The following is a 25,148-nucleotide window of genomic DNA, read 5'->3' as shown; positions in this document are numbered from 1 at the left end:
GGGTTGTCATTTGCGTTCGGCCAGGGCGATGCGCAGCGCCAGCGCGGCCAGCACGCTGCCCATCACGTAGCGCTGCGCGCGCAGCCAGCCCTCGCTGCGCGAGAGAAAGGCAGTGATGCGCGCCGCGCCCAGCACCAGCGCGCAGTTCACCGCGCCGCTCACGGCGATCTGGATGGCGCCGAGCTGCAGGCTCTGCGCCAGCACCAGCGCCGCGCGCGTGAACAGGGCCAGGTCGTGCGGGGCCGGCATGTCAGTTGTCCACGGCGCTGCGCGCCACCCGCAGCCCATGAACCGGCTCGCAGGCAGCGGTTCGAGAGGCCGCGGAGCAGGCCATGCCAGGGATACCGCGGAACCGGCTTTGCCGGGCCGCTGGTATCGCCTCCTTGAGGGGGGAGGCGCCGCAGGCGCTTCGGGGGTGTTGCATCCTGGTGCAGTGTTCAACGCTAAACAGCACATAAAACCGCGCCTTTTGCCGCATGGCGGCGTTGCAAATCCTCGCGATAGCGACGGCTATCGCTGCGGTTTGCGCCTTGCCCTGCGCCAAAACGCATCGCTTTTATTGGCGCCGCCAAGCATCGAACACTGCACTAGGCGCCCCGGGTTTCCAGCATGGCGCTGCCGTCGATGCAGGTGACCACGGCGCCGCCGACCCAGACCTGGCCGTCGGCGTCGCGCTCGATGGCGACGCGCCCGGCGCGGCCCAGGCAGTGGCCCTGCGCGGCCAGGTAGCGCGCGGGTGCCAGGCCGTCGGCGATGAGCCACTGCGCCAGGCTGGCGTTGAGGCTGCCGGTCACCGGGTCCTCGGGCACGCCTATTAGCGGCACGAAGGCGCGCACGGTCACGGCGGGCTCGCCGCTTGCTATCGAATCAGTAGCTGCTGCCGCAGCATCCACGTGCGCCAGCCCCACATTGACGCCCAGGTTCTTGAGGGCGATGAAATCGGGCGCGCAGGCCAGCACCGTTTGCGCGCTGTCCACCAGCAGGCCCAGCCAGGTGGGGCCGTTGGTCAGGTTCTGCGCCGCGCGCACCTGTCCGGCCTTCAGGCCCAGGGCCTGGGCCACGCGCGCGAGCAGCGTCGGGCTGGGGTTCTCCCGCGCCAGCGGCGGGGCGGCGAAAGCCAGGCGCGGCTCCTGCCCGCCGGCGCCGTGGCGGATGCGCACCAGCCCCACGCCGCATTCCTGCACGATGGCGCCGGGCTGGCGCGGCTGGCCACCGGCCTCCAGCCACGCATGGCAGGTGCCCAGCGTGGGGTGGCCGGCGAAAGGCAGTTCCCCGCCGGGCGTGAAGATGCGCACCCGGTAGTCGGCGCCGGGCTGGGTGGGCGGCAGCACGAAGGTGGTTTCCGACAGGTTGGTCCAGTGGGCGAAGCGCAGCATGGCGGCGTCGTCCAAGCCCGTGCCGTCGAGCACCACGGCCAGCGGGTTGCCCCAGCCGGCGCGGCGGGTGAAGACGTCGACCTGCTTGAAAGGGCGTGGCGCGGGCATATGGGGCTCTAGGCGTGCAGGGTTGCCAGGTGCTCGCGCAGGGCCTGCGCGAGCGCGGCGATGCCGGTGTCGATCTCGTCGGCGCTGGCGGTCACGAACGACAGGCGCAGGGTGCGCGCGTCGCCGCCGGCGGCGTAGAACGCCGCGCCGGGCACGAAGGCCACGCCGCGCTCCACGGCGCGGGGCAGCAGGTCGACGGCGCTCACGCCCTCGGGCAGCCGCGCCCACAGGAACATGCCGCCGGCGGGCTGGTTCCACTGCATGCCCAGGCCCTGCATCTCGCGCTCCAGCGCGCCCAGCATGGCGTTGCGCTGCTGCTTGTAGAGCGCGCGGATGGTGGGCACGTGGCGGTCGAGGAAGCCATCCTTGATCACCTCGGCCACGACGCGCTGGTTGAAGCCCGGCGTGTGCAGGTCGGCGGCCTGCTTGGCCTGCAGCAGCTTCGGATGGATGGCGCGCGGCGCCACGACGTAGCCCAGGCGCAGGCCCGGCGCCAGCACCTTGGAGAAGCTGCCGAGGTAGATGGCGCCGTCGGGGTTGCGCGCGGCCAGTGGTGCGGGCGGCGGCGCGTCGAACCACAGGTCGCCGTAGGGGTTGTCTTCCACCAGCGGCACGTCCAGCGCGGCGGCGCGCTCCACCAGCGCGGCGCGGCGCGCCTCGCCCATGGTGCGCCCCGTGGGGTTCTGGAAGTTGGGCAGCACGTAGAAAAAGCGGGCGCCCGGGGCCTTGGCCGCAAAGTCGCCGATGGCCACGCCATCGTCGTCGCCGTCCACCCCCACGACGCTGGGCTCCATGGGCGCGAACGCCTGCAGGGCGCCGAGGTAGGTTGGCGTTTCCACCAGCACGCGGCTGTCTTCGTCGATCAGCACCTTGCCCACCAGGTCCAGCCCTTGCTGCGAACCCGTGGTGATCAGTACCTGGTCGGGGTTGACATCCCACGGCAGCCAGGCGGCAACGGCCTCGCACAGGGGCCGGTAGCCTTCGCTGGCCGAATACTGCAGCGCGGCGGGGCCGTCGTCGCGCAGCACCTTGGCGGCGGCTGCGGCGAAGGCATCGACGGGGAAGGTCTTGGCCGAGGGCAGTCCGCCCGCGAAGCTGATGATGCCGGGCCTCTCGGTCACCTTCAGGATCTCGCGGATCACGGACGGGTTCATTTTCTCGGCGCGGCGGGCCAGGGTCCAATGCATGGTGAGGGTCTCTTTCGTTCGGGCGGGAAAAGGGAGGCAGGGGCGTGTCAGTGCGCGGCGTGAACCGGCATTCTCTTGCCGATGAACACGGTGGCGATCACGGCCAGGCCGAAGCCCATGGTAGCGGCGTCCGGCGATTCGCCGAGCAGCGCAATGGCGAACAGCATTGACAGGACGGGCTGGACCAGCTGCACCTGGCTCACGCGCACGGTGCCGCCGAGGGCCAGCGCCCGGTACCAGGCGAAGAAGCCCAGCCACATCGAGAACACTGCCAGGTAGCCGAAGGCCAGCCAGGCCGCCGCCGGCACTGCCACGGCGGGGCGGCCAGCCCAGGCCAGCGGCACGGTGAGTGGCAGCGAAAACGCCAGCGCCCAGCAGATCACCGCGTCGGCGCGCATGCGCTGCGACAACTGGCCGCCAAAGCCGTAGCCCATCGCCGCGCACAGCATGGCGGCCAGCAGCAGCAAGTCCGCCGGCCCGATGGCGAGCCCCTGCGTGCCCGAGCGCAGCAGCGCGAACGCCACCACCAGCGCGGCGCCTATTGCGGCGCAGGCCCAGAAGCCCGCGGACGGGCGCTGGCGGTGCAGCACGGCACCCACGGCGGCAGTAGCCAGCGGCAGCAGGCCCACGATCACGCTGGCGTGCACCGCCTCCACGTGGCGCATGGCGATGGAGGTCAGCAGCGGAAAGCCGAACACCACGCCCAGCGCCGTGGCCGCGAGCGGCAGCCAGTCGCCGCGCCGGGGCAGCGGCGCGCGGGTGGCGCGCAGCAGCGCCAGCGACAGCAGCCCCGCGACGGCGGCGCGCCCCATGGCGATGAACAACCCCGACATCTGGGGCGCCGCGGGCGTGCCCACGGCCAGCCGCGTCATCGGCAGCGTGAGCGCGAAGATCGCCACGCCCAGCAGGCCCAGCGCTAGGCCCTGCCGCTCGTGGGCGGGGGGCGCCACGCGCAGGGGGCGGCGGGGCGCGGAGGGAGAGGCTTGCCAGTTCATGGGAGCTACTCTAAAGTCCGGTAGCGATACAGAACAAGTACAGTTTCTGCAACACTTCATGCATCTGTATTGGCTCCATTTCCGATACAGACACGACTGACGCAAAGCGGGTTCAGGCAAGACGCCCGTCCTTTGGACGCAATTGCTGGAGCATTCTTGCTGGCGTAAGTCCTACAGAAAAGAAAACGACGTCCCACCCATGCTGACCCGCACCACCGCCCAGTCCCTGACCGACCAGCTCGCCAACCTGTTTGCCGAGCGCATCCGTTCTAGGCTGCTGGCGCACGGCTCGCGCCTGCCCTCGGTGCGCGAATGCGCGCGCCAGCAGGGCGTGAGCACGTCCACCGTGGTCGCGGCCTACGACCAGTTGCTCGCGCAGGGGCTGGTGGAGGCGCGGGCCCAGCGTGGCTTCTTCGTGCGCGAGGCCGCGCCGGGAGCGCCGCGCGGGCCGGCGCAGGCCGCGCCGGACGGCGGGCAGCCGCTGCCCTCGGGCTCGCAGTTCAACGCCACGGCGCTGATCCGCGGCATGTTCCACCAGGCGTCGGACAAGCCGCAGCCGGGCTCGGGCGTGCTGCCGCTGGAGTGGCTGGACAACACCTTCATGGCTAGCGCCGTGCGCAAGGCCACGAGCGGGCGCGCGCTGCGAGAAGCGTCGCTGCGCTACGGCGAGCCCATGGGCGACCTGGGGCTGCGCCAGGCGCTGGCGCGCAAGCTCGCGCACCTGGGCGTGCCAGCGGCGCCGGAGCAGATCATCACCACGGTGGGCGCCACGCAGGCGCTCGACGTGGTGAGCCGCATGCTGCTCAAGCCCGGCGACCCGGTGATGGTGGAGGAGCCCGGCTGGTCGGTGGAGTTCGCGCGGCTGGACGCCCTGGGCATGCGCGTGCTGCCGGTGCCGCGCCTGCCCGCCGGGCCGGACCTGGAGGTGATGGCGCGCTACTGCGAGGCCCACGCGCCCAAGCTGTTCGTGAGCGTGAGCGTGTTCCACAACCCCACGGGCTACTGCCTGTCGCCGGGCAGCGCGCACCGCGTGCTGCAGCTCGCCCAGGAGCACGGCTTTCACATCGTCGAGGACGATACCTACAGCCACATCGCGCCCGAGCACGCCACGCGCATGACGGTGCTCGACGGCCTCGCGCGCACCATCTACGTGAGCGGCTTCGCCAAGATCCTGGCGCCCAACTGGCGCGTGGGCTACCTGGCCGCGCCGCCCGCGCTGGTGGAGCGGCTGCTCGACACCAAACTGCTCAACACGCTGACCACGCCCTCGCTGCTGGAGCGCGCGCTCGCGACCTGCATCGACCAGGGCCAACTGCGCCGCCACGCCGAGCGCATCCGTGCCCGGCTGGACCAGGCGCGCACGCGCAGCGTACGGCTGGCGCGCCAGGCCGGCTGCACGTTCGTGGCCGAGCCCACGGGCCTGTTCGGCTGGGTCGATACGGGCGTGGATACCGAGCTGCTGGCCCAGCGCATGCTCGACGAGGGCTACCTGCTCGCGCCCGGCGCGCTGTTCAGCGCCAGCCGCCAGCCCAGCACGCTGATGCGCATCAACTTCGCCAACACGCAGGACGCGGCGTTCTGGCGCGTGTATGGGCGGCTGGTGGCCGCGCAAGGCCGCTGATTTCTTGAAAGAAAAGTTGCTCCAGCGCCCGTTAATCCTGCGATTAAAGCTATGAAAAAATGAGCATCAGAGATCTGTCACCGACAGGCCGGCCAGCATGCGCAGCAGCGCGCGGTTGACCTCATCGGCGCCCAGCGCGTGGGTCTCGCACAGTTTGCGGATGGCCGGCGCGTTGGCGGATTCGAGCGCGCAGGCCATCTCCAGGCTCGGCGCATACGGGCCCGCGTGCAGCACGATGGCGTCGTAGATGCGCTCGGACAGCGGCAGGCGCTTGAGCGATGCGCCCACGGGCTCGCAGAGCAGGTCGCCGAGCTGCGAGAACAGGCCGCAGAGGTAGACCTCGCGGCGCAGGTCCTGCTCCACGCCAGCCTCGAGCAGATGCTCGGTCAGCCGCCCGCGCAGCACCATGCCGACGCTGATGGGCCGCAGGTTGGCGTCCTCGCTGGCCTGCGGCAATTGGTCGCCGAGCCAGTGCCTGAGCGTGCCGTAGCCCACCATCATGAGCCCGCGGCGCAATGAATCGACGCCTGCGCGCAGGCCCAGCGCGGCGGAGTTGGTGAACAGCAGGAAGCGGTAGGCCAGCAGCGGGTCCGCGCCGAGCAGGGTCTCGAAGGTCTCGACCGGCTGCTCGGCCTCGATGGCCTTCATGAGCCGCACGATGGCGCTGTGCGCGGGCTGCGGCGGCTGGTGGCGGTAGGCGTAGAGCACATCGTCGGCAGGCCAGCCGATGACGCCCCAGGCGTTCTTCTGGTCCAGGCAGTGCTCCACCAGCGCGCGGCTGGCCAGGTCCTCGTAGATCTGGCCTTCGATCACGGGGCTCGGGCGCTGCGGCGCGCCCTGCGCGGATGGCTTGGCCGCGCCCGCAGCCTGCAGCGCGGCCATGGTTTCCTCGGGCTGCATGCTGAGCAGGCTCTTCTCGAAGCAGCCGGCCAGCTCGGGCTCGGGCAGGTGGGCCAGGTCGCCGTGCCATACCAGGTGCAGCCCGCGGGCGCGGGCGCGGCGCAGCTTGCCCACCAGGGCGGGGTCGATGAGCCAGTCGTCGCGCACCGCGATCCAGGGCGAATCGGCCGGCGCGCTGTCGAGCCAGTTGGCGAGCAGATCGGGCGACTGCAGCGACAGCAGCAGCGGCGGCGAGTCGTGGTCCCACAGCTCCTGCAGCGTGCGCAGCAGCAGCGGCGCCTCCATCGCGGCGGTATCGCCCTGCACGAAAAGCTCAACGCCCGCAAGGGTGCGGGCGCGGTTCCAGATAGGACGGTAGCCGAGGGTCAGGCTCCCCAGGACGGATTGGACCATGCGTTCAAGGCGCTAGCTGATGAAGTTGAACAGCGACAGTTTCTGGATCGCCGCATACGATTGCAAGGCCGCAGAATAACCGGTCTGCTGGTTCTGGAAATCGGAGATTCCCTGAACCATGTCCATGTCTTCCACGCGCGAACGGTCGGCCTCGTGCTGGACGGACAGCGCTGTCTGGCTGTTGTTGATGCGGTCGGCGCGGTTGAGCAGATCCCCCGCGATCCCGCGCGCCGTCTGGATGCTCTGCAGGGCGCTGTCGATCTGCGTGAGCGCCTGCGTGATGCCGTGGGTCAGCGTGCCGACGTTGGTGGTCGATACCGTGCCCGTGGTGATGGCCGCGTTGCGGATGCCGGCGATCGCCTTGTCGAGGACGCTGAACACGTCGCTGGCCTGGCTCGGCGCGATGGTGAAGCTGTCGCCGTTGGCCGGGTCGCCCTTGGGGGTGATGGAGATGCCGTCGAATGCGATCGCCTGGCCCGCCGTGTAGGGGCCGCCGGCGACCGCGGAGGCCGTGGTGTTGTCGACCACCGTGTAGGTCGTCACCCCGGCGACCACCGAGAACTGCAGCGTGTAGTTGTCGCCGGTCACGGCGGATGGGTTGGTGACCTGGCCCACGTCGGTCCAGGCAGTTCCGGTGTTGGTGGCGGCGTAGTCCACGGTGAACACGCCGTTGCCCGTGGGCACGCTCATCCAGGTGGCGTCCCCGTCGATGGTGGACGGTATCGACACCGCGCTGCCCGTACTCTGCCCGCCGATGCCCTGGTACTGCACGCCCGCGGCGATGGTGGTGAAGGGCGGCGCGGCGCTGCCCAGGCCGCTGAAGAGCGGAATGCCGTTGGAGTCCGAACGGTTGGCCTGCGCGTAGATCTCGTCGCGCAGCGAGGTGAGCTGCTGCAGGATGGCGGCGCGCTCGGTGGCGCTGTAGCTGCCGTTGCCCGCGCTCACCACCAGCTCGCGGAAGCTCTGCAGCGCGTCGTTGGCCTCGCCGAGCGTCGATTCCGCCGTGGTGATGGAGTCCTTCTGCAGCGCCAGCGCCCGCTGGTCGGTTTCCACGCGCGCGATGCGCGTGCGCGCCCGCTCGGCCTGCGCGGCGGCGGTGGGGTCGTCGCTGGGGCGCAGCACGCGCTTGCCCGAGGTGAGGTTCTCCTGCAGCGAGGACAGCGTCGCGTAGCGCGAATTGATGTTGCGCACGGCGCTGTCGAAAGCGTTGTAGGTGCCTACGCGCGTATTGGCCATGGGGCAGCTCCTCGGTCGGTGTCGCGCAATTCAGCGCAGGGTCTGGATCAGGCTGTCGAAAATGCTCTGCGAGACCTGGATGAGCTTCGACGACGCCTGGTACGCCTGCTGGAACTGGATCAGCTTGGCGGCTTCTTCGTCCAGGTTCACGCCGGAGATGGCCGCGCGTGAACTCTCCGTGTTGGCGGCGATGGTCTGCGAGACGGTCGTGGCGTACTGGGCGCTCTGCGTGCGCGTACCCAACTGGGCGATCAGGCCCGCATAGCCGTCGGAGAGCGGCGAGCCATCGAAGACGGCCTTGTCGCGCAGACCCATGAGCGCCGATGCGTTGCCGGCGTTGAGCGTGTAGTAGCCCGTGCCGCCGCTGGCGGGACGGGCGTCCTGCACGGTCACCGTGTCGCCCGTGGCGGGCGTGCCCTGGAGCGTGAGGTCCCAGCCGTCGATGGTGATGGTCTGGCCCGACAGGTAGTTGCCCGTGAAGCCCGAGGGCGGCGTGGTTGATCCGGTGAGGGTGTAGGTCAATGGCGGTCCGGCGGCGAAGGTCAGTGCCACGCCGCCGACCGGGGGCATGACGAAGCCGCCGGCATGCGCCTGCAGCGCGGTGACGGTCATGCTGCCGGTGTTGGCCGCGCCGATCTGCGGCTCGATGGTGCTGGCCACGGCCAGGTCGCGCGGCGAGGAGAACACCGTGCCCATGCCGGACGCGGTATTCGCATAGGGCTGTACGAGGAACGAGTCGCCCGCAGCGGCGCCCGCGCTGACGGAAAATTGCAGCCCGTCCACCTGCACCGGCACCGCGGTGAAGGCGAAGGCCTGGCCGTCGGACTTGCGGACGACGCTGCCCGAGGCGGCGCCGGTCATGACGACCTGGTAGTCCGACGCCACGAGCATCGAAGTGTCAGCGACGCTCATGGACACGGATGCGGTGCCGGTGTTGGCCGAGGCGGCCAGGCCGTTGGCCAGGGCCTGGGGCGTGAAGAAGTCGCCGCCGAGCGTGCCGTCGAGCGTCAGGCCGATGTGGTGCTGGGCATTGACTTCCTCGGTGATCGTCAGCGCCATGCGCCCCAGCAGGTTGGTCGCCTCGGGCAGGTCGCTGTGCTGGAATTTCAGCAGCCCCGCCACGGAGCCGCCGCCCAGGGCGTTCTCGTCGAGCACGTTGCTCACGCTGCCGCGCTGCACGGCCAACTGGGCATTGGGGTTGCCGTATCCGTCGGCCACGAGCGCCATCTGCGCGGCGGTATTGCCCAGCACCAGGGCCTGGCTGCCGACGAACACGCTGAGCGTGCCGTCGTCGGCGGGCACGGTGCTGGTCTGCACGTACTGGTTCAGGTCGTTGATGAGCTGGTCGCGCTGGTCGAGCAGGTCGTTGGGCGTCTGGCCGTTGCCGGTGACGCGGGCGATCTGCTCGTTGACCGCCGCGATCTGGCTCGCCAGCGTGTTGATGGCCGAGACGGAGTTCTGCAGCTCCTGCGTGACGCCGCTCTGCGTGTCGGCGATCTGCGCCGCCGCAGACTGGAACATGCTGGCCAGTTCGTTGGCGCGCGTGAGCACCACGTTGCGTGCCGTCAGGTCGGTGGGCGCGCTGGTCAGGTCGGAGAACGCATTGAGGAGGCTGTTGACCGCCGCGCCCAGGCCGCTGTCGCCGGCCTGGAAGATGTCCTGGAGCTGCGACAGCTTGTCGGAGCGCGCCTGGTCCATGGATGCGATCGACTGCGTGAGCGCGGCCTGGCGCGTGAGGAACTCGCTGTAGCTGCGCTTCACCGTCGTGGCCTCCACGCCCGAGCCGATATAGCCGCTGCCCGTGTACTGGCCCGCCACCGTGGCCAGCACCACCGACTGCACGGAGTAGCCGGCAGTGTTGGCGTTGGAGATGTTGTGGCCGATGGTCTGCAGCGCCGCCGTGTTGGCCAGCAGCGCGCGGGCTCCGAGGTTGAGAAGGGTGCTCATGGTCCCGGGCTCCCTCGTCAGGCTTGCAGGCCCTGGGCGCGCTGCGCGCTGGCGATGGCGCGCCCCAGCTTGGCCGCGTAGGCCGGGTCGGTGGCGTAGCCGGCCTTCTGCAGCGCTGCCGCATAGGCGCCGGCGGAAGACGTCTGCCCGCGCGCATCGGCGTAGCGTGGGCTGCCGTTGATGAGGCGTGCGTAGTCGCGGAAGGAATCCTCGTACGAGTCGTAGGCGCGGAACTTGGCGACCGTCTTGCGCGCCACGCCATCCACGTACTCGGTGGTCGTCACCGCAGCCACCTTGCCGCTCCAGCCGGCGCCGGCCTTGATGCCGAACAGGTTGAACGACGGGCTGCCGTCGGCGTTCCTGAGCTCGCTCTTGCCCCAGCCGGTCTCATGCCCCGCCTGGCCCAGCATGAAGCTGGCGGGGATGCCGCTGTCCTGCGCCACGCGCGCGGCGGCATCGGTGTGGCGCTGCACGAAGTCCTTCTGGCCGCCGCTCACGGGCATGGCCGGGCCGGCGGCAGCGGCCTTGGCGGACTGGCCCGCCGCGAACTGTACCGTGGAAGGTGCCGTGCCCATGCGCTGCGACAACTGCCGCGCGATGATGTCCGACAGGCCGCCCGGCATGCCCGACATCTGCACCGCGTACTGCTGGTCGAGCATGTCGGTGCCCAGGTTTTCCTGCGCGCTCTCGAACATGCCGGACTTCATCGTCGCCTCGCGCATGCTTTTCATCAGCTCGCGCATGAACAGCGACTCGAACTGCTTGGCCGCTTCCTTGAGGGCTGCGGGGTTGTTTTCGCCGGCCTGGTATTTCAGCGCGTTGAGCGACTTCGCATCCGCGGCCAGCGCATTGGCCGACGTGATGTCGGAGGCGGAGGGCAGCGACGAGAAGGCCATGCTAGATCACCTCCAGCTCCGCGTTGAGTGCGCCGGCCGCCTTGATGGCTTGCAGGATGGCCAGCAGGTCCTGCGGCGTGGCGCCCAGGCTGTTGAGCGCGCGCACCACGTCGGCGAGCTGGGGCGAGGGCGGCATCTGGAGCAGGATGCCCGGCTCCTGCTTGACCTGGATGTCGCTGCGCTGCGCCACCACGGTCTGGCCCTGGGACAGCGAGTTGGGCTGGCTGATGACGGGCGTGGAGCTGATCGTGATGGCCAGGTTGCCGTGCGCGATGGCGCAGGGTCCGAGCGTCACCGCCTGGTTCAGTACGATGGAGCCGGTGCGCGCGTTGATCACCACCTTGGCGGCGGGCGTGGGGTTGTCGAGCTGCAGTTCCTCGAGCTGGGCGATGAAGCCCACGCGCTCGCTCGGGTCCTGCGGCGCGCGGACCTGCACGGTGCGCCCGTCGAGCGCGCGCGCGATGCCGCCGCCCTTGAGCCGGTTGATGACCTGCGCCATCTGGCTGGCGGTCTGGAAGTCCGACGCATTGAGGCCGAAGGTGACGCTGTCGCCGTCCTGCAGCGGCGTGGGCACCGAGCGTTCCACCTGCGCGCCCTCGGGAATGCGGCCCGCATTCAACTGGTTGATCTGCACCTTGCTGCCGCCCGCCGATGCGCCCGCGCCGCCCACGGCCACGTTGCCCTGGGCCAGGGCGTAGATCTCGCCGTCGGCACCGCGCATGGGGGTGGCGATCAGCGTGCCGCCCTTGAGCGACTTGGCGTTGCCCATGGAGGACACCACCACGTCGATCATCTGGCCCGGCTGGGCGAACGCCGGCAGTTGTGCCGTGACGATGACGGCGGCCACGTTCTTGAGCTGCGGCGCGGTGACGCCATTGCCCGATGGCAGGGTGACGCCCATCTCGCGCAGGTAGTTCGACAGGCTTTGCGTGGTGTAGGGCATTTGCGTGGTTTGGTCGCCGGTGCCGTCGAGGCCCACGACCAGGCCGTAGCCGGTCAACTGGTTGCTGCGCACGCCCTGCACGGCGGCGATTTCCTTGATGCGCATGGCCTGCGCGGCGGGCGCCAGCAGCCCCAGGCACAGCGCGCCGAGGGCGGCGAGTGCCCGCATGAAGGCCGGCGGGTGCTGCATCAGGGTGTTCATGGCCCCATTCTGACCGGATTCAGAACGGCAGAACGCTCAAAAAGAACCGGGAGAGCCAGCCAATTACCTGGGCTTCCTGCTGCTGGCCGCGCCCGCGCGACTCGACGCGCACGTTGGCCACCTGGGTCGAGGCGACGATGCTGCCCGGCTGCAGGCTGCGCGGGTTGACGGTGCCGGAGAACTTGAGCACGTCCACGTTCTGGTTCACGCCGATCTGCTTCTCGCCGGTGACCACCAGGTGGCCGTTGGGCAGCACGTCCACCACCGTGGCCGTGATTGCACCCGAGAAGGTGTTGGCGCTCTGCGTGCCGCCCTTGCCCTCGAAGTCGTTGGCCGAATTGGCGCCCAGCGACAGCTTGCTCAGCGACGAGGCCGAGGAGTACGGGAAGGCCGTCACGCCTGCCGACAGGTCGGATTTGCGGTTTACCGTGGAACTGGAGGTCTGGCTGGCCGTCACGTTCTCGACGATCTGGATCGTGACCGTATCGCCGACGAAGCGGGCGCGCTCGTCCTCGAACACCGGGCGGTAGCGCGCCGGGTGGAACAGGCTGCCGTTCGCGGGCCGGCCGGCGCTGGATGTCGCGGGCAGCGCCGGCGGCGCGGTGGGCAGCACGTCCACGGGCGGTGGCGGCGACAGGCTGGCGCAGCCCGCGCAGAGCGCGGCGGCGAGGCAGGCAAGGCGCTGAAGAATCGGTGGCATGGCGTTGGCTCCGGTGCGGCCTCAGAGTTGGGCCAGCTTCTGGAGCATCTGGTCGGAAGTCTGCACGGCCTTGGAATTCATCTCGTAGGCGCGCTGGGTCTGGATCATGGTCACCAGCTCCTGTACCACGTTGACGTTCGATGTTTCCAGGTAGCCCTGCATCACCGTGCCCAGCCCGTTGGTGCCGGGAGTGCCGTTGTTGGGCTGGCCGGAGGCGGCGGTCTCGGTGAAGATGTTCTGCCCGCGCGGCTCCAGGCCGGCGGGATTGATGAAGCTGGCCACGGCCAGGGTGCCCATGGTCTGGGGGGCGACGTTGCCGGGCAGCAGGGCCGATACCGTGCCGTCGGCGCTGATGCTGATGCTCGTGGCGTTGGGCGGTATCGTGACGCCGTTGGCGACGGCCAGGCCGTTGGCGGTGACGAGCTGGCCCTGGGCATTGAGCTGGAAGGAGCCGTCGCGCGTGTAGCCGGAGGTGCCGTCGGGCAGGGTGACCTGGAAGAAGCCGTTGCCGTTCATCGCCACGTCCAGGCTGCTGTTGGACTGCTGCAGGCTGCCCTGTGTGAAGTTGCGGGTCGTGGCCACGGTGCGCACGCCCAGGCCCAGTTGCAGGCCCGTGGGCAGTTGGTCCTGCTCGTTCGTGTTCGCGCCCACCTGGCGCAGGTTCTGGTAGATCAGGTCTTCGAACACGGCGTTGCCGCGCTTGAAGCCGGTGGTGGATACGTTGGCGAGGTTGTTGGATACGACGTCCAGCTGCGTTTGCTGGGCTTCCATTCCGGTTTTCGCGATCCAGAGCGAATTGATCATGTGGTGCCTCTATGGGGAAAAGCGGTCATGGGGAGTCAGCCCTGCATGTTCAGCAACTGGCTGGCGGACTTGTCGTCGGTCTCGGCGGTCTGCAGCAGGCGCATCTGCTGCTCGAACTGGCGCGCCGCGGCGATCATGCCGACCATGGTCTCGACGGCGTTGACGTTGGAGCCTTCGATGGCGCCGGTCTGCAGCCGCGCGGCGGCGTCGCTGGGCAGCGCGTCCCCGGCGCTGGCGCGGAAAAGCCCATCCTCGCTGCGTTTGATGGGGTTTTCGTCGGTGGGCGTGACGAGCTTGATGCGGCCCAGGTTGGCGACCGGCTGGTCGCCGGTCTTCACGCTCAGCGAGCCGTCGGCGCCGAGCGCGATCTCGGAGTCGGGCGGGATGTCGATGGGCGTGCCGCCGTCGGACAGCACGGGCAGGCCCAGGCCGTTGACCAGCACGCCACCAGACGAGACCTCGAAGGCGCCGTTGCGGGTGTACGCCTCGGTGCCGTCGAGCCCCTGCACCGCGAACCACGCATTGCCTTCGGCCATGGCGTCCAGGCTGCGTCCCGTGCGCTGTACGGATCCGGGAAGGGTGGAGTGGCCGGCGGTGGCTTCGAGCGCGAACACGCGCGTGGTGGAGCCCTCGCCCTGCACCGGCACCGAGCGGAAGGTGGACAACTCCGCGCGAAAGCCCTGGGTGGACACATTGGCCAGGTTGTTGGCCAGCACCGCCTGCCGGTTCGCGGCGGCGCTGGCGCCCGTCATCGTGGTGTAGATGATGCGGTCCATGGCGGCGTCTCCAGTTCAGCGGTCAGCGCAGGTTCACCAGCGTGGACATCACCTGGTCTTGCGTCTTGATGGTCTGCGCGTTGGCCTGGTAGGCGCGCTGGGCGGTCATCATGTTGACCAGCTCGGCCGTCAGGTCCACGTTGGAGTCTTCCAGCGCGCCCGAGCGGATGGAGCCGAAATTGCCCGCGCCGGGGTTGCTGACCACCGGGGTGCCGGAGGAGAAGGTCTGCTTCCAGTAGGTGCCGGAGATCGGTTCGAGCCCCTGCACGTTGCGGAAGTTGGCGAGCTGCACCTGCCCCGCGGACTGCGTGGCGCCGTTGGAGAAGCGCGCCAGGATGTTGCCGTCGTCGCTGATGGCGATGCCGGTGAGCTGGCCGGGGGCCTGGCCGTCCTGGGTCAGGTTGGTCACCGTGAACGCCTTGGCGTCCTGCGTCATGGTGGACAGGTCGAGCGTGATGTTGAAGGGGGGCGTGGCATCCGTGATGACCTGCACGCCGGTGAGCGTCAGCGGCGAGGGCGTCGTGGTGTTCAGGGCGCCGTACGCGTCGAACGTGACGGCGCCGATGGGCGCGCCCAGCGTGCCCGTGCCGGTGGAGCCCTGGGGATAGTCGGCGTACACGTTCCAGGTGTTGGCGGCGGTCTTGCTGAAATACAGGCCCACGGGGATGGCCGCGCCCTGGCTGTCGTACACGTTCAGCGAGGTGCCGTAGGTCGTCACCGGCGTGGGCGGCGTGGTGCTCGCCGCGATGGGCGTCGCCGTGTCCAGGTTCAGCTCCGCGGTGACGGCCGTGGTCTGCTTGCCGGCCACGCCCTTGCCGGTGGGCAGGGACAGGTCGCCGACGCTGACGGTGCCGGTCACCGGATCGGTGACCTTGCCCTGCAGCTTGGCGCCATCGCTGGTCACGACGTAGCCGTTTTCGTCGAGGGTGAACATGCCCGCGCGCGTGTAGGCGCTGCTGCCGTCGGGCATATGGACGACGAAGAAGCCCGAGCCGTTGATGGCGAGGTCGAGGTCGTTGCCGGTGATGCCGAGGTTGCCTTGCGAGAACTGCTGCGAGACGTTGTTCACCGTCACCCCGATGCCCGAGCCGGTCCCGCCCGCGGAGGACAGCGACGATGCGTAGAGCTCGGCGAACTCGGCGCGCGAGGATTTCATGCCGGTGGTGTTGGCGTTGGCGATGTTGTGGCCGATGACATCCAGCCCCTTGCTTGCCGCGTTCAAGCCCGAGAGACCTTGCTGAAAACTCATGATGAACTCCTGTTGGATGCGTTGGGGTTGGGGATGGTGTTCAGAGGACTGCCTTCAGGGCGGTGTAGTCGACATAGCCACTCTTTTCCAGTTGGAGCTGCACGGTGCCGTTCTGCGCTCCGACGGAGACGACCTTGTCGCGCATGAGCGTGGTGGCGTCCACGCTGGTGGTGCCGTTGGCGGCCACCACCTTGAAGCTCAGGCTGCCGCCGGGGCCCGTGTAGGCCGAGGTGTCCCAGGTGAATTCGTGGCGGCCCGCGCCGAGCGAGCCGAGCTGCTCGGTGCCGATCACCTGCCCGCTGGCATTCACGACCTGCACCGAGACGCTGGCCGCGTCGCCCGCCAGGTCGAACGCGCCCGAGCCCGTGTGGGTGTCGGCGTCCACGGTGAGTGCGCTGCCCGCCGCCAGCACCTCGTGGCCGATCATCGAGCCACCCTGCATCATCTGCATGGCGCTGAACTGCGAGGTGATGGAGCTCACGGTGTCGTTGAGCTTCTGGATGCCGGTGACGGTGTTGATCTGGGCGATCTGCGTCGTCATCTCGGCGTTGTCCATCGGGTTGAGCGGGTCCTGGTTGTTGAGCTGCGCGACCAGCAGCGTCAGGAACCGGTCCTGCTCGGCGGTCGTGGTCGAGGTGGTGGCTGCGGACGTGGCGCTCGGGTTGTCGATGCTCGACGTGATGTTGTAGGAGGATGTGGTGCTGACCATGGCAAAGGCTCCGCGGTGTGTGTCGGTTACTGGCCCATCTGCAGCGTCTTGAGCAGCAGCGTCTTGGCGGTGTTCATGACTTCGACGTTGTTCTGGTAGGAGCGCGAGGCCGAGATCATGTTGACCATCTCCTCCACCGCGTTGACGTTGGAATGCGTCACATAGCCCTCGGCGTTGGCGTTCGGGTTGCCGGGGTCGTGTACGCGCCGGCCGGGGGTGCTGCTCTCGGTGATGGCGCTCACGCGCACGCCCGCCGTGCCTTCGGCCTGGCCTGTCGGCGCGGTCTGGAAAACCACCTGGCGCGCCTTGTAGGCCTGCCCGTCGGGGCCGGCGACGGCATCCACATTGGCCAGGTTGCTGGCCACGATGTTCAGTCGCTGGGACTGCGCGCTGATGGCGCTGCCCGAGACGTTGAAGATGGAGAACATCGACATGATGGGGTCCTGGTACTGGCGGCCGGGTTACTGGCCCTGGATGGCGCTCAACATGAGCTTGGCCTGGCCGTTGATGAAGCGCAGCGCGGCCTCGTAGCGCACCGAGTTGTCGACGAAGTTGGCGCGCTCGCGGTCCAGGTCGACGGTGTTGTTGTCCAGACTGGGCTGGGTCTGCAGCGTGTAGCCCAGCGTGCCGCCGTCGCCGTCCATGCGCGCGGGCAGCGGGATGTGGCGCGGGTCGGTGGCGCCGTTGGTGCCCAGCCTGTTCTGCGGCTCCAGCGCCTGCTGCATGGCGCTGGGGAAGTCGAAGTCGCGCGCCACGTAGCCCGGCGTATCGGCGTTGGCGATGTTGCTGGCGATCAGGCGCTGGCGGTCCGAGCGCATCTGCAGCGCCTTGCCTTGGAAATCGATCTGGGCCGTGAACTTGTCGATCATGGAAACCTCGCCCTTCGTCGCGGTGGGTGGGGCAGGCGGCCCGTGCAAGGGTGTGCAAGGGGGCCTCTGCCGTCGTGCGTCGATTATGGAAACGCGCCCCGTGTCCAAAGCGGCGAAGAAGCGGCCTTAACGCGGGCAGTTCGCCGCTTTGCCGCGGCGCCGTTTACCTATAGTCGCTGCAATCGCCGGGTATCGCCCGGCCCATGCATGGAGGCTCGCCATGGTCGAGACAGCGCTTTTCCCCGTCCTGCGCCGCGGTGCCGCGGCAGCCGGCCTGCTGGCCGCCATGGCCCTGCCGGCGGCGGCCCAGGGCGTGGACGCCCGCGCCGCATACCTGCAGCAAAGCCAGAGCTGGCTCGATGGCGCCATCGCGCAGGCCGAGGCCGCGTCGCCCATGCCGCTGCGCATGGAGGTGAGCGTGGGCGCGCTCGACGAGCGGCTGCAACTGGCGCCCTGCGCCAAGGTCGAGCCCTATGTCCCCGCCGGCGTGCGCCTGTGGGGCCGTGCGCGCATCGGCCTGCGCTGCGTGGACGGCCCGACGCGCTGGAACGTCTTTCTGCCGGTCACGGTCAAGGCCTTCGGTCCCGCCTGGGTGCTGAACGCGAACGTCGCCGCCGGCACGGTCCTGCAAGCGGCGGACGCGAGCGAGACCGAGGTGGACTGGGCGGCGCAAACCGCCCCCATCGCCGCCAGTCCGGCCCAGTGGGTGGGGAAGGTGGCGGCCAAGCCCCTCGCAGCGGGCCAGGCGCTGCGGCAGACCATGCTCAAGCCGCCGCAGTTGTTCGCGGCGGGCGCCCAGGTGCGGGTCGTGGCCAGCGGTTCGGGCTTCTCGGTGGCGTCCGAAGGCCAGGCGCTGGGCGCCGGACTGCTGGGCCAGCCGGTGCGCATCCGCATGGACAACGGCCGCATCGTCTCGGGCACGGTGCTGGAAGACCGGTCGGTGCTGATCGTGCTCTGAAGCGCTGAAGGGCAAAAATGCAAATTCAGCTAAAGTTGGCGGAAAAACGGTCGATGACATTGCTACCACACCCCTCGGCTGGGGGTTCAGGAGAGAGCGATGAAGATTGGTCCAACCCCGGATCCCGCGGCGTCGTTGACGCAGGCGGGCACCGCCAAACAGACGAAGCAGGCAAGCACGGCGGCACCCGCCGCACCCGTGAAGGATGCGTCCTCGGCCGCCGCAGGCCTTCCCGTGACCGTGTCGGTGCTGGCGCGCGCGCTCGACAAGAACGCCTCGCCGCTCGACGACATCGACTCTGCCAAGGTCGATTCCGTGCGCACGGCCATCAGCGACGGCACCTTCACCGTGGATGCCGAAGCCATCGCCGGCAAACTGCTCTCCAACGCCCAGGAACTGCTGAGCCGCCCGCCCGGCCACTGACGTTCGCCCGGGCCGTGTCTTGCGCGGGTGCCGCCCCTCTCCCGGCACCCGCCCAGCGTACCCACCAGCCCTCACGCCATGCCATCCACTTCTAGCCAACTGCTCGACCACGCTCTGGCGGCGGTCGACCGGCAGATCACCGACCTGTCGGCGGCGCTGATAGCCGCCGAACCCGAGCGCGTGGAATCGCAAAGCGTGCAGTTGCGCCAGGCCTCCGCCGAGCTGGCGCAGGTGCTGGGCAGCCTCTCCAGCGACGATTTCTCCCGCCCCGCGCTGCGGGCGCGCCTGCAGCAGATGGCGGCGCAACTGGCCCAGCAGCGCGAGGGCGCCATGCGCATCGCCGCCTTCGCCCAGCGCCAGGCCGCCTGCCTGCTGCCCGCGGTGGCGCAGGCGCAGGTTTCCACCTACGGGCGCGCCGTCGGCAAATAGCGAGGGGCGGCGCGCCATCGCGCCAAGGCAGAAAAAGGCTGGGGCGAAGGTATACTCCCCCCACCTGCTCCTCGCTACCGCAGGAAAAAAGCCAGGTTCAAAGTCATACTCCCTGGGAGTATCGGTGGATTGCCGCGCCAGCGCGGTTGGGCCGCGCTCAGTGCGACCGCATCTTGGCGCGCAGCCGCGCGATCGACTGGCTGTGGAGCTGGCAGACGCGCGATTCGGTCACGCCGAGCACCGCCGCGATCTCCTTGAGGTTCATGTCGTGCTCGTAGTACATGCCCATGATGTACTGCTCGCGCTCCGGCAGCCCCTTGATGGCGTTGACCAACGCCTGGCGCAGCCGCTGGTCGCGCAGCATCTCCATCGGGTCGGCGTGGCCGGCTCCCATGTGGCGGTCGAGGAAGCCCTCGTCATCGTCGTTGTGGTGGACCATGTCCTCCAGGTACACCAGTTGGGTGCCGCGCACCTTGCCCAGCAGGCTCTGGTATTCGGACAGGCTCAGGCCCAGCTCGCCCGCGATCTCGGACTCCAGCGGGCTGCGGCCCAGCCGCTGCTCCAGCCGGTGGACGGCGTGCTCGATCTCCTTTTGGCTCTTGCGCGAGCCGCGGCTCATCCAGTCGCCCTCGCGCAGCTCGTCGATCATGGCGCCGCGGATGCGCTGGGTGGCGAAGGTCTCGAACTGCACGCCCTGGCTGCTCTCGTAGCGCGACAGCGCCTCCGACAGGCCGATCATGCCGACCTGGATCAGGTCGTCGATCTCCACGTTGGGGGGCAGCTTGGCGATCATGTGGTGCGCCAGCCGGCGTACCAGCGGCACGTACTGGCGAAGCATCGCGTCTCGATCAAGCTGGCCTTTGGCGGTGTACATCACATCCATGACTCCCGGCGGACGGTGCCCCAAGCGCCGGCTGCCGCGTCACATCCTACTCCAGGCATGCCGCCGTCCGGCAGCGCGGCGGCATGCTCCAGGGCCACGGTGGCCAGCCGTGTCATGTCGTGCGGTGCATCGGGCCGCGCGGTGACGGTGGCGGGCGCGTAGCCCAGGTGTTCGCGCGCGCACTGCCGCAGGGCGTGCTGCATGCCGGCGATCAGCGCGTCCTCGCGCGGGCCGCGCCCGTCGCCCACCGTTACCACCGTGGCGCCCAGGCCGGTGCGCGCGAGCTGCTTGCATGCGCCATAGGCGTCCAGCACGCCCTGCCGCGATGCCGGCATCCACACCAGGGGCGTGGTGGCGGTGTCCTGCAGCACGTCCGCGATGACGAACGCGGGGGCGTAGACCACCGCCACGGCATAGGCGTGCAGCACGGGCTGCAGCCATTGCCGCGCGGGGGCCTCGCCCGCGTGCCGGCGCAGCCAGGCCAGGCCGTGCATGGCGGGAAACACCGCCAGCGACGCGGCGTCGGCCGCGATGTCGGCGCACCAGCGCGTGTGCGCCAGCAGTTCATGGAGGCCCGGCGCGTCCCCGGTCTCGGGCGCGGTGCCGTCGAGCACGGCCACCGGCAGTCCCTGCTGCCGCAGGGCGGTGCAGACCTGCCACAGCAGCTCCAGCCCCTGCGCGCAGCCGCCGGGGCTGGTGCACATGGCGACGATGCGCAGGCCATGCGGGTGCGCGGCCTGCCGCAGCCCCGCGCCCTGGTGCACGCAGGCTTCAAGCATCCACCAGTCCCCGGTCCCGCGCGGCGTCGGGCGTCTGCGAGAAGATGAAATTCAGGTCGGATGCCTTCGGGTCGAAGGCCGACTTGGCGGGCGAGCGCATCGACATGCGCACCAGCTCCTGCGCGTCGGCCACGTCCCAGTCCTCGGGCACGCGCTGGCCGTTGGTGACGCCGCGCAGCAGCAGCTGGTGGCGTATCACCGCGTCCAGCGCGGGGCCGAGCTTCACGGCCTCGTCGATCTTCGACAGGATGGTCTGCTGCGCGCCGGTGCTCTTGAACGCGCCCACCATGTCGTCGATGGTGTCGCCGTGGCTGCCGGCATTGAGCACCAGCAGCCGCTTGACATTGGGCAGGTCCAGCACGTCGAGCATGTCGCGCTTGCGCGGGTCGCGCGGGGCGATGCCGGTGGTGTCGATGAGCACCATCTTCTTGCCCGCCAGCAGGCCCAGCAGGTCCTGCAGCGCCGCGCGGTCGTGCGCCAGGTGGGCCACCACGCCGAGCATGCGGCCATAGGTGCGCAGTTGCTCGTGGGCGGCCACGCGGTAGGTGTCCAGCGTGATCAGCCCGACGCTGGCGGGGCCATGCACGCGGGCGCACAGCGCGGCGAGCTTGGCGGTGGTGGTGGTCTTGCCCACGCCGGTGGCGCCGACCAGGGCGTAGATGCCGCCGGTCTCGAAGATGGGGCGCGACTCGGCGTCGGTGTGTACGTTGCGGGCCAGCACGTCCATGAGCCAGCGCACGGCGCCGGCGGCATCGATGTCCTCCGGGATGCGTTCGAGGATGGCGCGCGCCAGCGAGGGCGAGTAGCCCGCGCGCAGCAGCTTGAGCATGAGGTTGGACTGGATCGGGTCCTGCCGCGCCTGGCCCAGCCACGACAGGGTGCTGAAGCGCTCCTCGATCAGGTCCTTCATCGCATGGAGTTCATGCATCAGGTTCTGCGTGCCCATGAGCGATGCGGCCTCTGCCGCGGCCAGGGCCGGCGCCGTGGCGCCGACGCGCTTGCGCGCGGGGGGATCGGGCAGGTCCATCGGGATGCTCCTGAGCGGGTTGTGGCGCGCGGGCGCGGCGGGCATGGAGGGCGCCAGGGACACGGCCGGCGCGGCGTGCTGCTCGCGCGGGCGTTCGGCCGGCGCGGGCGCGGCGGGGGTCGCTGCCGCGGACAGGTCGGCGGCGGGCGCCTGCAGCGCCTCGGCGCGGCGGCGCAGCATGCGCTCGCGCACGTAGTCCTGGAACGACAGCGTGCTCATGGCGAGCTGCTCGGCGTCTTCGGCCACGGCGCTGCGCGCGCTGGCCGTGCCGGGCGCGGCCAGCGCGGGCTTGCGGGGCGCGGGCTGGGCGGCGGCCTGTTCGGCGGGCGCCTGCTGTTCGAGCGACGACAGCGCGTCTTCCGCGGTGGCCACCACCTCGACGCCCGTGGCGGTAGGGCGGTTGGAGAGGATCAGGGTTCCCTCGCCGAAAGCCATGCGGGCCTTGGCCAGTGCCTCGCGGGACGTGGGGGCATGAAAGCGCTTGATGTTCATGATGCTGCACCTCTAAGGATGGGGCCGATGCGGATCGTGTGGGTTTCGGGGATTTCGCTGTGCGCCAGCACCTGCAGGCGCGGCGCCACGCGGCGCACCAGGCGCGCGATGGCGTTGCGGATGGCGTCGGGCACCAGCAGGCAGGCCGGCAGGCCCATTTCCTCCTGCTTGTTGGCCACTTCGGCGGCGCTGCGCGTGAGCATGTCGGCCACGCCCGGGTCGAGCGCGGGGCCGGCGGCGGTGTTGCCCAGCGCCTGCACCAGCATCCGCTCCAGGCCGGGCTCGATGGCGATGACGTTCAGCTCGCGGGCCGGCCCATAGATCTGCTGCACGATGGCCGGCGCCAGCGCGATGCGCACGCGGCGCGCCAGCTCCACCGGGTCGGTGATGGTGGGCGCGAATTCGGCCAGCGCCTCGACGATGGTGCGGATGTCGCGGATGTGCACCGATTCCTCCAGCAGCAGTTGCAGGACTTTCTGGAAGGTCGCGATGGAGACCATTTTCGGCACCACTTCCTCGATCAGCCTGGGGGCCAGCTTGGCGACGTGTTCCACCAGTTGCTGGGTCTCGGTGCGGCTCAGCAGCCTGGCGGCCTGCACTTGCATCAAGTGTGACAAGTGGGTCGCCAGCACGGTTTCCGAATCAACCACGGTAAAGCCCGCCATTTGCGCCGCTTCCTTCTGGCGCGCGTCGATCCAGTGCGCGGGCAGGCCGAAGGCCGGGTCGGTGGTGGCGGTGCCGATCAGCGGCGCGGTGATGCCGCCGGGGTTGATGGCCATGAACATGCCGGGGAAGGCCTCGCCCTCGCCCATGACCACGCCGCGCAGGGTGATGCGGTAGCCGCTGGGCTTGAGCTCCAGGTTGTCGCGCACGTGCACCGCGGGCGGCAGGAAGCCGACCTCCTGCGCGAACTTGCGCCGCACGCCCTTGATGCGCGTGAGCAGGTCGCCCTTGCGGTTCTTGTCCACCAGCGCGATCAGGCGGTAGCCCAGCTCCAGGCCCAGCAGGTCTACGGGTTGCAGGTCGTCCCAGGTAGCCTCGCCGTCGCCCGCGGGCGCGGGGGGCGGCGCGACCACCTCCTTCTGGCGGGCCTGGCGCTGGGCCAGCACCCAGGCGCCGTAGCCCAGGACGGCCGCCATGGCGAGGAACACCACGTGCGGCATGCCCGGAATCAGCCCCAGCAGCCCCAGCACGCCCGCCGTGACGCCGAGCACGCGCGGCGACATGAAGAGCTGGTCGATGATCTGGTGGCCGGTGTCAGTATCCTTGCCCACGCGGGAGATCACCATGGCCGCCGCCACCGAGATCAGCAGTCCGGGGATCTGCGCCACCAGCGCGTCGCCGATGGCCAGCAGGATGTAGCTGTCGGCCGCCTGCGCGGCCGACAGGTCGTGCTGGAGCACGCCCACGGTGAAGCCGCCCACGATGTTGATGAGCAGGATCAGGATGCCGGCGATGGCGTCGCCGCGCACGAACTTCGATGCGCCGTCCATGGAGCCGAAGAAGTTGGCTTCCTCGGCCACCTCGGCGCGGCGGCGCTTGGCTTCCTTCTCGTCGATCAGGCCGGCGTTCAGGTCGGCGTCCACCGCCATCTGCTTGCCGGGCATGGCGTCGAGGGTGAAGCGGGCCGACACCTCGGCGATGCGCTCGGCGCCCTTGGTGACGACGACGAAGTTGATGACCACCAGGATGGCAAAGACGATCAGCCCGACTGCGAAGTTGCCGCCGATCAGGAAGTGGCCGAAGGCCTCGATCACCGCGCCGGCGGCGCCCGGGCCGGTGTGGCCTTCCAGCAGCACCACGCGGGTGGAGGCGACGTTGAGCGACAGGCGCATCAACGTGGTCAGCAGCAGCACGGAGGGGAAGGCCGCGAAGTCCAGCGGCTTGATCATGTAGGCCGACACCATCATCACGATCAGCGCCACGGCGATGTTGAGGGTGAAGAAGGTGTCCAGCAGCCACGCCGGCATGGGCAGGACCATGAGGGCGAGGATGAGCACCACCAGCAGCGGCGCGGCGATGCCCTGCACCGCGCCCGAGTTGGCGCCCAGCCATTCCTGGGCCGATTTCAGCGGCGTTTTCATGCGGCGGCCTTCTTGCTGGCTGCGGGATGCAGGGGATCGAGCTCCTGCGGGACGAAAGGTTCGGGCGCGGCGTCCGGCATGGGGCCCGCGCCGCGCAGCGCGGCCTTGAGCCGGTACACGTAGGCCAGCACCTGGGCCACGGCGGCGTACAGGCTGGCGGGGATCGGCTGGTCCAGCTCGGCGTGGGCGTAGAGCGCGCGCGCCAGCACCGGCGACTCCAGCACGGGCACGGCATGGGCCTTGGCGACCTCGCGGATCTTCATGGCCAGCAGGTCGGCGCCCTTGGCGACGACCTGGGGCGCGCCCATGGACGATTCGTCGTACTTCAGCGCCACGGCGAAGTGGGTCGGGTTCATGACCACGAAGTCGGCCTTGGGCACGGCGGCGATGCTGGCGCGGTTGGCGATCTCGCGCTGGCGCGAGCGGATGCGGCTCTTGGTCTGCGGGCTGCCTTCGGACTCCTTGTGCTCCTGCTTCACTTCCTCGTGCGACATCTTCAGCTTGGTCTTGAAGAAGTAGTTCTGCAGGGGCACGTCGATCACCGCCGAGGCGCACACGACCAGCAGCAGCAGGCCCATGCCGGAGACGATCCAGTCGGCGGCATGGGCGATGGCCGCGTTGGAGGGCTGCAGCACCAGCGCCGCGATGCCGGCGATGCCGTGGCTCATGAAGGCCCACGCCACGGCCAGCAGCACCGTGGTGAGCACGATCATCTTCACCACGGTGGCGAACTGCTGCTTGGAAAACAGGTTGCCCAGCCCGGCCAGCGGGTTGAGGCGCCCGAAGTTCGGCGCGATGGGCTTGAAGCTGTAGACCCAGCCGCCGGCGAGCACGGTGGCGAGCGCCGTGGCCGCGGACACGATGGTGGCGAAGAGCAGGCTGATCAGCGCGCCCAGGGCCACCATGTCCTGCAGCCGGTTCATCATGGTGGCCGGCTGCAGCACGATGGCGGCATCGAACACCAGTTGCTGGCCCAGCGCGTGTTCCAGGCGCGCCAGGCCGGCGGGGGCCAGCGCCATCAGCGCCAGGCCGCCCACGCCCAGCACCGAGACATGGGACAGGTCGCGCGACCGCGAGGCCTCGCCGTCCTGGCGCGCCTGGTGGAGCTTGCGCTCGGTGGCGGGGAGGTTGCGGTCTTGGCTGGATTCCATGGTGGCGGGACA

At 69.7% G+C, this 25,148-nt stretch carries 25 protein-coding genes; 4 read left to right on the top strand and 21 right to left on the bottom strand.

From position 1 onward, the window contains the following. Positions 1–6: 6 nt before the first annotated feature. From PY257_RS11515 to PY257_RS11500, 4 genes are all read right to left on the bottom strand, one after another. Entirely contained in the window at positions 7–249 is a 243-nt protein-coding gene (locus tag PY257_RS11515; RefSeq protein WP_275741893.1) for a hypothetical protein, read from the bottom strand. Between the two features lie 338 nt (positions 250–587). Beyond that, positions 588–1,484: a PhzF family phenazine biosynthesis protein gene (locus PY257_RS11510; RefSeq protein WP_275741892.1), complete on the bottom strand. Its 897-nt coding sequence runs from the start codon at positions 1,482–1,484 to the stop codon at positions 588–590. A gap of 8 nt (positions 1,485–1,492) precedes the next feature. Further along, a complete protein-coding gene (locus PY257_RS11505; RefSeq protein ID WP_275741890.1) occupies positions 1,493–2,671 on the bottom strand; it encodes an aminotransferase-like domain-containing protein in 1,179 nt (392 codons plus the stop codon). Positions 2,672–2,718: 47 nt separating this feature from the next. Then, entirely contained in the window at positions 2,719–3,666 is a 948-nt protein-coding gene (locus PY257_RS11500) for a DMT family transporter (RefSeq protein WP_275741888.1), read from the bottom strand. Between the two features lie 199 nt (positions 3,667–3,865). Here PY257_RS11500 and PY257_RS11495 point away from each other — a divergent pair, with 199 nt between their 5' ends. After that, a complete protein-coding gene (locus tag PY257_RS11495; protein ID WP_275741886.1) occupies positions 3,866–5,287 on the top strand; it encodes an aminotransferase-like domain-containing protein in 1,422 nt (473 codons plus the stop codon). Positions 5,288–5,353: 66 nt separating this feature from the next. On the opposite strand, the gene PY257_RS11490 is transcribed toward PY257_RS11495, so the two are convergent. From PY257_RS11490 to flgB, 12 genes are read right to left on the bottom strand one after another with little or no spacing between them, the layout of a single operon-like run. After that, positions 5,354–6,580, bottom strand: a complete 1,227-nt coding sequence (locus tag PY257_RS11490) for an HDOD domain-containing protein (RefSeq protein WP_275741884.1) — start codon at positions 6,578–6,580, stop codon at positions 5,354–5,356. 12 nt (positions 6,581–6,592) lie between these two features. After that, on the bottom strand, positions 6,593–7,816 hold the full coding sequence (gene flgL / locus PY257_RS11485) for a flagellar hook-associated protein FlgL (RefSeq protein ID WP_275741882.1): 1,224 nt from the start codon (positions 7,814–7,816) through the stop codon (positions 6,593–6,595). 30 nt (positions 7,817–7,846) lie between these two features. Beyond that, positions 7,847–9,763 (bottom strand): flagellar hook-associated protein FlgK, encoded by a 1,917-nt coding sequence (flgK, locus tag PY257_RS11480; RefSeq protein ID WP_275741880.1) that lies wholly within the window; start codon positions 9,761–9,763, stop codon positions 7,847–7,849. Between the two features lie 17 nt (positions 9,764–9,780). Beyond that, positions 9,781–10,659, bottom strand: a complete 879-nt coding sequence (gene flgJ / locus PY257_RS11475; RefSeq protein ID WP_275741878.1) for a flagellar assembly peptidoglycan hydrolase FlgJ — start codon at positions 10,657–10,659, stop codon at positions 9,781–9,783. Position 10,660: 1 nt separating this feature from the next. Next, entirely contained in the window at positions 10,661–11,803 is a 1,143-nt protein-coding gene (locus PY257_RS11470) for a flagellar basal body P-ring protein FlgI (RefSeq protein WP_419095700.1), read from the bottom strand. Positions 11,804–11,822: 19 nt separating this feature from the next. Beyond that, the gene (locus tag PY257_RS11465; protein WP_275741876.1) at positions 11,823–12,503 is read right to left on the bottom strand and encodes a flagellar basal body L-ring protein FlgH; all 681 of its coding nucleotides are present in this window, start codon (positions 12,501–12,503) and stop codon (positions 11,823–11,825) included. Positions 12,504–12,524: 21 nt separating this feature from the next. Next, on the bottom strand, positions 12,525–13,307 hold the full coding sequence (gene flgG / locus PY257_RS11460; RefSeq protein ID WP_275741875.1) for a flagellar basal-body rod protein FlgG: 783 nt from the start codon (positions 13,305–13,307) through the stop codon (positions 12,525–12,527). 35 nt (positions 13,308–13,342) lie between these two features. Then, positions 13,343–14,083: a flagellar basal body rod protein FlgF gene (locus PY257_RS11455; RefSeq protein ID WP_275741873.1), complete on the bottom strand. Its 741-nt coding sequence runs from the start codon at positions 14,081–14,083 to the stop codon at positions 13,343–13,345. 22 nt (positions 14,084–14,105) lie between these two features. Continuing rightward, positions 14,106–15,332 (bottom strand): flagellar hook protein FlgE, encoded by a 1,227-nt coding sequence (gene flgE / locus PY257_RS11450; protein WP_275741871.1) that lies wholly within the window; start codon positions 15,330–15,332, stop codon positions 14,106–14,108. A 40-nt stretch (positions 15,333–15,372) separates the two neighbouring features. Next, the gene (locus PY257_RS11445; RefSeq protein WP_275741869.1) at positions 15,373–16,041 is read right to left on the bottom strand and encodes a flagellar hook assembly protein FlgD; all 669 of its coding nucleotides are present in this window, start codon (positions 16,039–16,041) and stop codon (positions 15,373–15,375) included. Positions 16,042–16,067: 26 nt separating this feature from the next. Beyond that, positions 16,068–16,475 (bottom strand): flagellar basal body rod protein FlgC, encoded by a 408-nt coding sequence (gene flgC / locus PY257_RS11440; protein WP_275741866.1) that lies wholly within the window; start codon positions 16,473–16,475, stop codon positions 16,068–16,070. A 27-nt stretch (positions 16,476–16,502) separates the two neighbouring features. Then, a complete protein-coding gene (gene flgB, locus PY257_RS11435) occupies positions 16,503–16,910 on the bottom strand; it encodes a flagellar basal body rod protein FlgB (protein WP_275741864.1) in 408 nt (135 codons plus the stop codon). Between the two features lie 220 nt (positions 16,911–17,130). Between flgB and flgA the strand changes: the two genes are divergently transcribed. From flgA to PY257_RS11420, 3 genes are all read left to right on the top strand, one after another. After that, positions 17,131–17,868: a flagellar basal body P-ring formation chaperone FlgA gene (gene flgA, locus PY257_RS11430; protein ID WP_419095699.1), complete on the top strand. Its 738-nt coding sequence runs from the start codon at positions 17,131–17,133 to the stop codon at positions 17,866–17,868. A gap of 99 nt (positions 17,869–17,967) precedes the next feature. Further along, positions 17,968–18,291 (top strand): flagellar biosynthesis anti-sigma factor FlgM, encoded by a 324-nt coding sequence (gene flgM / locus PY257_RS11425; protein ID WP_275741862.1) that lies wholly within the window; start codon positions 17,968–17,970, stop codon positions 18,289–18,291. Between the two features lie 78 nt (positions 18,292–18,369). After that, positions 18,370–18,720: a hypothetical protein gene (locus tag PY257_RS11420; protein WP_275741860.1), complete on the top strand. Its 351-nt coding sequence runs from the start codon at positions 18,370–18,372 to the stop codon at positions 18,718–18,720. Positions 18,721–18,877: 157 nt separating this feature from the next. Here PY257_RS11420 and PY257_RS11415 read toward each other — a convergent pair whose 3' ends face one another. From PY257_RS11415 to PY257_RS11395, 5 genes are read right to left on the bottom strand one after another with little or no spacing between them, the layout of a single operon-like run. Beyond that, positions 18,878–19,594 carry an RNA polymerase sigma factor FliA gene (locus PY257_RS11415; protein ID WP_275741858.1) on the bottom strand — a complete coding sequence of 239 codons (717 nt, stop codon included), beginning with the start codon at positions 19,592–19,594 and terminating at the stop codon, positions 18,878–18,880. After that, positions 19,594–20,382, bottom strand: coding sequence for a hypothetical protein (locus PY257_RS11410; RefSeq protein ID WP_275741856.1), 789 nt, complete (start codon positions 20,380–20,382; stop codon positions 19,594–19,596). Before PY257_RS11410 ends, PY257_RS11415 begins: the two co-directional genes overlap by 1 nt. Beyond that, entirely contained in the window at positions 20,375–21,901 is a 1,527-nt protein-coding gene (gene flhF, locus PY257_RS11405; protein ID WP_275741854.1) for a flagellar biosynthesis GTPase FlhF, read from the bottom strand. The genes PY257_RS11410 and flhF overlap by 8 nt, the downstream gene beginning before the upstream one ends. Further along, the gene (gene flhA, locus PY257_RS11400) at positions 21,898–23,985 is read right to left on the bottom strand and encodes a flagellar biosynthesis protein FlhA (RefSeq protein WP_275741852.1); all 2,088 of its coding nucleotides are present in this window, start codon (positions 23,983–23,985) and stop codon (positions 21,898–21,900) included. The genes flhF and flhA overlap by 4 nt, the downstream gene beginning before the upstream one ends. Next, positions 23,982–25,136 carry an EscU/YscU/HrcU family type III secretion system export apparatus switch protein gene (locus PY257_RS11395; RefSeq protein WP_275741850.1) on the bottom strand — a complete coding sequence of 385 codons (1,155 nt, stop codon included), beginning with the start codon at positions 25,134–25,136 and terminating at the stop codon, positions 23,982–23,984. The genes flhA and PY257_RS11395 overlap by 4 nt, the downstream gene beginning before the upstream one ends. Positions 25,137–25,148 lie beyond the last annotated feature (12 nt).

The organism is Curvibacter soli (assembly GCF_029211125.1).
Classification (GTDB): domain Bacteria; phylum Pseudomonadota; class Gammaproteobacteria; order Burkholderiales; family Burkholderiaceae_C; genus Curvibacter_A; species Curvibacter_A soli.
Note: the sequence above shows the minus strand (reverse complement) of the source record. Positions and strands in the feature narration are given on the sequence as shown.

Bases quoted from the DNA above. Each gene is read 5' to 3' on its own strand.
- PY257_RS11515 (WP_275741893.1), bottom strand. From the start codon at position 249: ATGCCGGCCCCGCACGACCTGGCCCTGTTCACGCGCGCGGCGCTGGTG.
- PY257_RS11510 (WP_275741892.1), bottom strand. From the start codon at position 1,484: ATGCCCGCGCCACGCCCTTTCAAGCAGGTCGACGTCTTCACCCGCCGC.
- PY257_RS11505 (WP_275741890.1), bottom strand. From the start codon at position 2,671: ATGCATTGGACCCTGGCCCGCCGCGCCGAGAAAATGAACCCGTCCGTG.
- PY257_RS11500 (WP_275741888.1), bottom strand. From the start codon at position 3,666: ATGAACTGGCAAGCCTCTCCCTCCGCGCCCCGCCGCCCCCTGCGCGTG.
- PY257_RS11495 (WP_275741886.1), top strand. From the start codon at position 3,866: ATGCTGACCCGCACCACCGCCCAGTCCCTGACCGACCAGCTCGCCAAC.
- PY257_RS11490 (WP_275741884.1), bottom strand. From the start codon at position 6,580: ATGGTCCAATCCGTCCTGGGGAGCCTGACCCTCGGCTACCGTCCTATC.
- flgL (WP_275741882.1), bottom strand. From the start codon at position 7,816: ATGGCCAATACGCGCGTAGGCACCTACAACGCTTTCGACAGCGCCGTG.
- flgK (WP_275741880.1), bottom strand. From the start codon at position 9,763: ATGAGCACCCTTCTCAACCTCGGAGCCCGCGCGCTGCTGGCCAACACG.
- flgJ (WP_275741878.1), bottom strand. From the start codon at position 10,659: ATGGCCTTCTCGTCGCTGCCCTCCGCCTCCGACATCACGTCGGCCAAT.
- PY257_RS11470 (WP_419095700.1), bottom strand. From the start codon at position 11,803: ATGAACACCCTGATGCAGCACCCGCCGGCCTTCATGCGGGCACTCGCC.
- PY257_RS11465 (WP_275741876.1), bottom strand. From the start codon at position 12,503: ATGCCACCGATTCTTCAGCGCCTTGCCTGCCTCGCCGCCGCGCTCTGC.
- flgG (WP_275741875.1), bottom strand. From the start codon at position 13,307: ATGATCAATTCGCTCTGGATCGCGAAAACCGGAATGGAAGCCCAGCAA.
- PY257_RS11455 (WP_275741873.1), bottom strand. From the start codon at position 14,083: ATGGACCGCATCATCTACACCACGATGACGGGCGCCAGCGCCGCCGCG.
- flgE (WP_275741871.1), bottom strand. From the start codon at position 15,332: ATGAGTTTTCAGCAAGGTCTCTCGGGCTTGAACGCGGCAAGCAAGGGG.
- PY257_RS11445 (WP_275741869.1), bottom strand. From the start codon at position 16,041: ATGGTCAGCACCACATCCTCCTACAACATCACGTCGAGCATCGACAAC.
- flgC (WP_275741866.1), bottom strand. From the start codon at position 16,475: ATGTCGATGTTCTCCATCTTCAACGTCTCGGGCAGCGCCATCAGCGCG.
- flgB (WP_275741864.1), bottom strand. From the start codon at position 16,910: ATGATCGACAAGTTCACGGCCCAGATCGATTTCCAAGGCAAGGCGCTG.
- flgA (WP_419095699.1), top strand. From the start codon at position 17,131: ATGGTCGAGACAGCGCTTTTCCCCGTCCTGCGCCGCGGTGCCGCGGCA.
- flgM (WP_275741862.1), top strand. From the start codon at position 17,968: ATGAAGATTGGTCCAACCCCGGATCCCGCGGCGTCGTTGACGCAGGCG.
- PY257_RS11420 (WP_275741860.1), top strand. From the start codon at position 18,370: ATGCCATCCACTTCTAGCCAACTGCTCGACCACGCTCTGGCGGCGGTC.
- PY257_RS11415 (WP_275741858.1), bottom strand. From the start codon at position 19,594: ATGTACACCGCCAAAGGCCAGCTTGATCGAGACGCGATGCTTCGCCAG.
- PY257_RS11410 (WP_275741856.1), bottom strand. From the start codon at position 20,382: ATGCTTGAAGCCTGCGTGCACCAGGGCGCGGGGCTGCGGCAGGCCGCG.
- flhF (WP_275741854.1), bottom strand. From the start codon at position 21,901: ATGAACATCAAGCGCTTTCATGCCCCCACGTCCCGCGAGGCACTGGCC.
- flhA (WP_275741852.1), bottom strand. From the start codon at position 23,985: ATGAAAACGCCGCTGAAATCGGCCCAGGAATGGCTGGGCGCCAACTCG.
- PY257_RS11395 (WP_275741850.1), bottom strand. From the start codon at position 25,136: ATGGAATCCAGCCAAGACCGCAACCTCCCCGCCACCGAGCGCAAGCTC.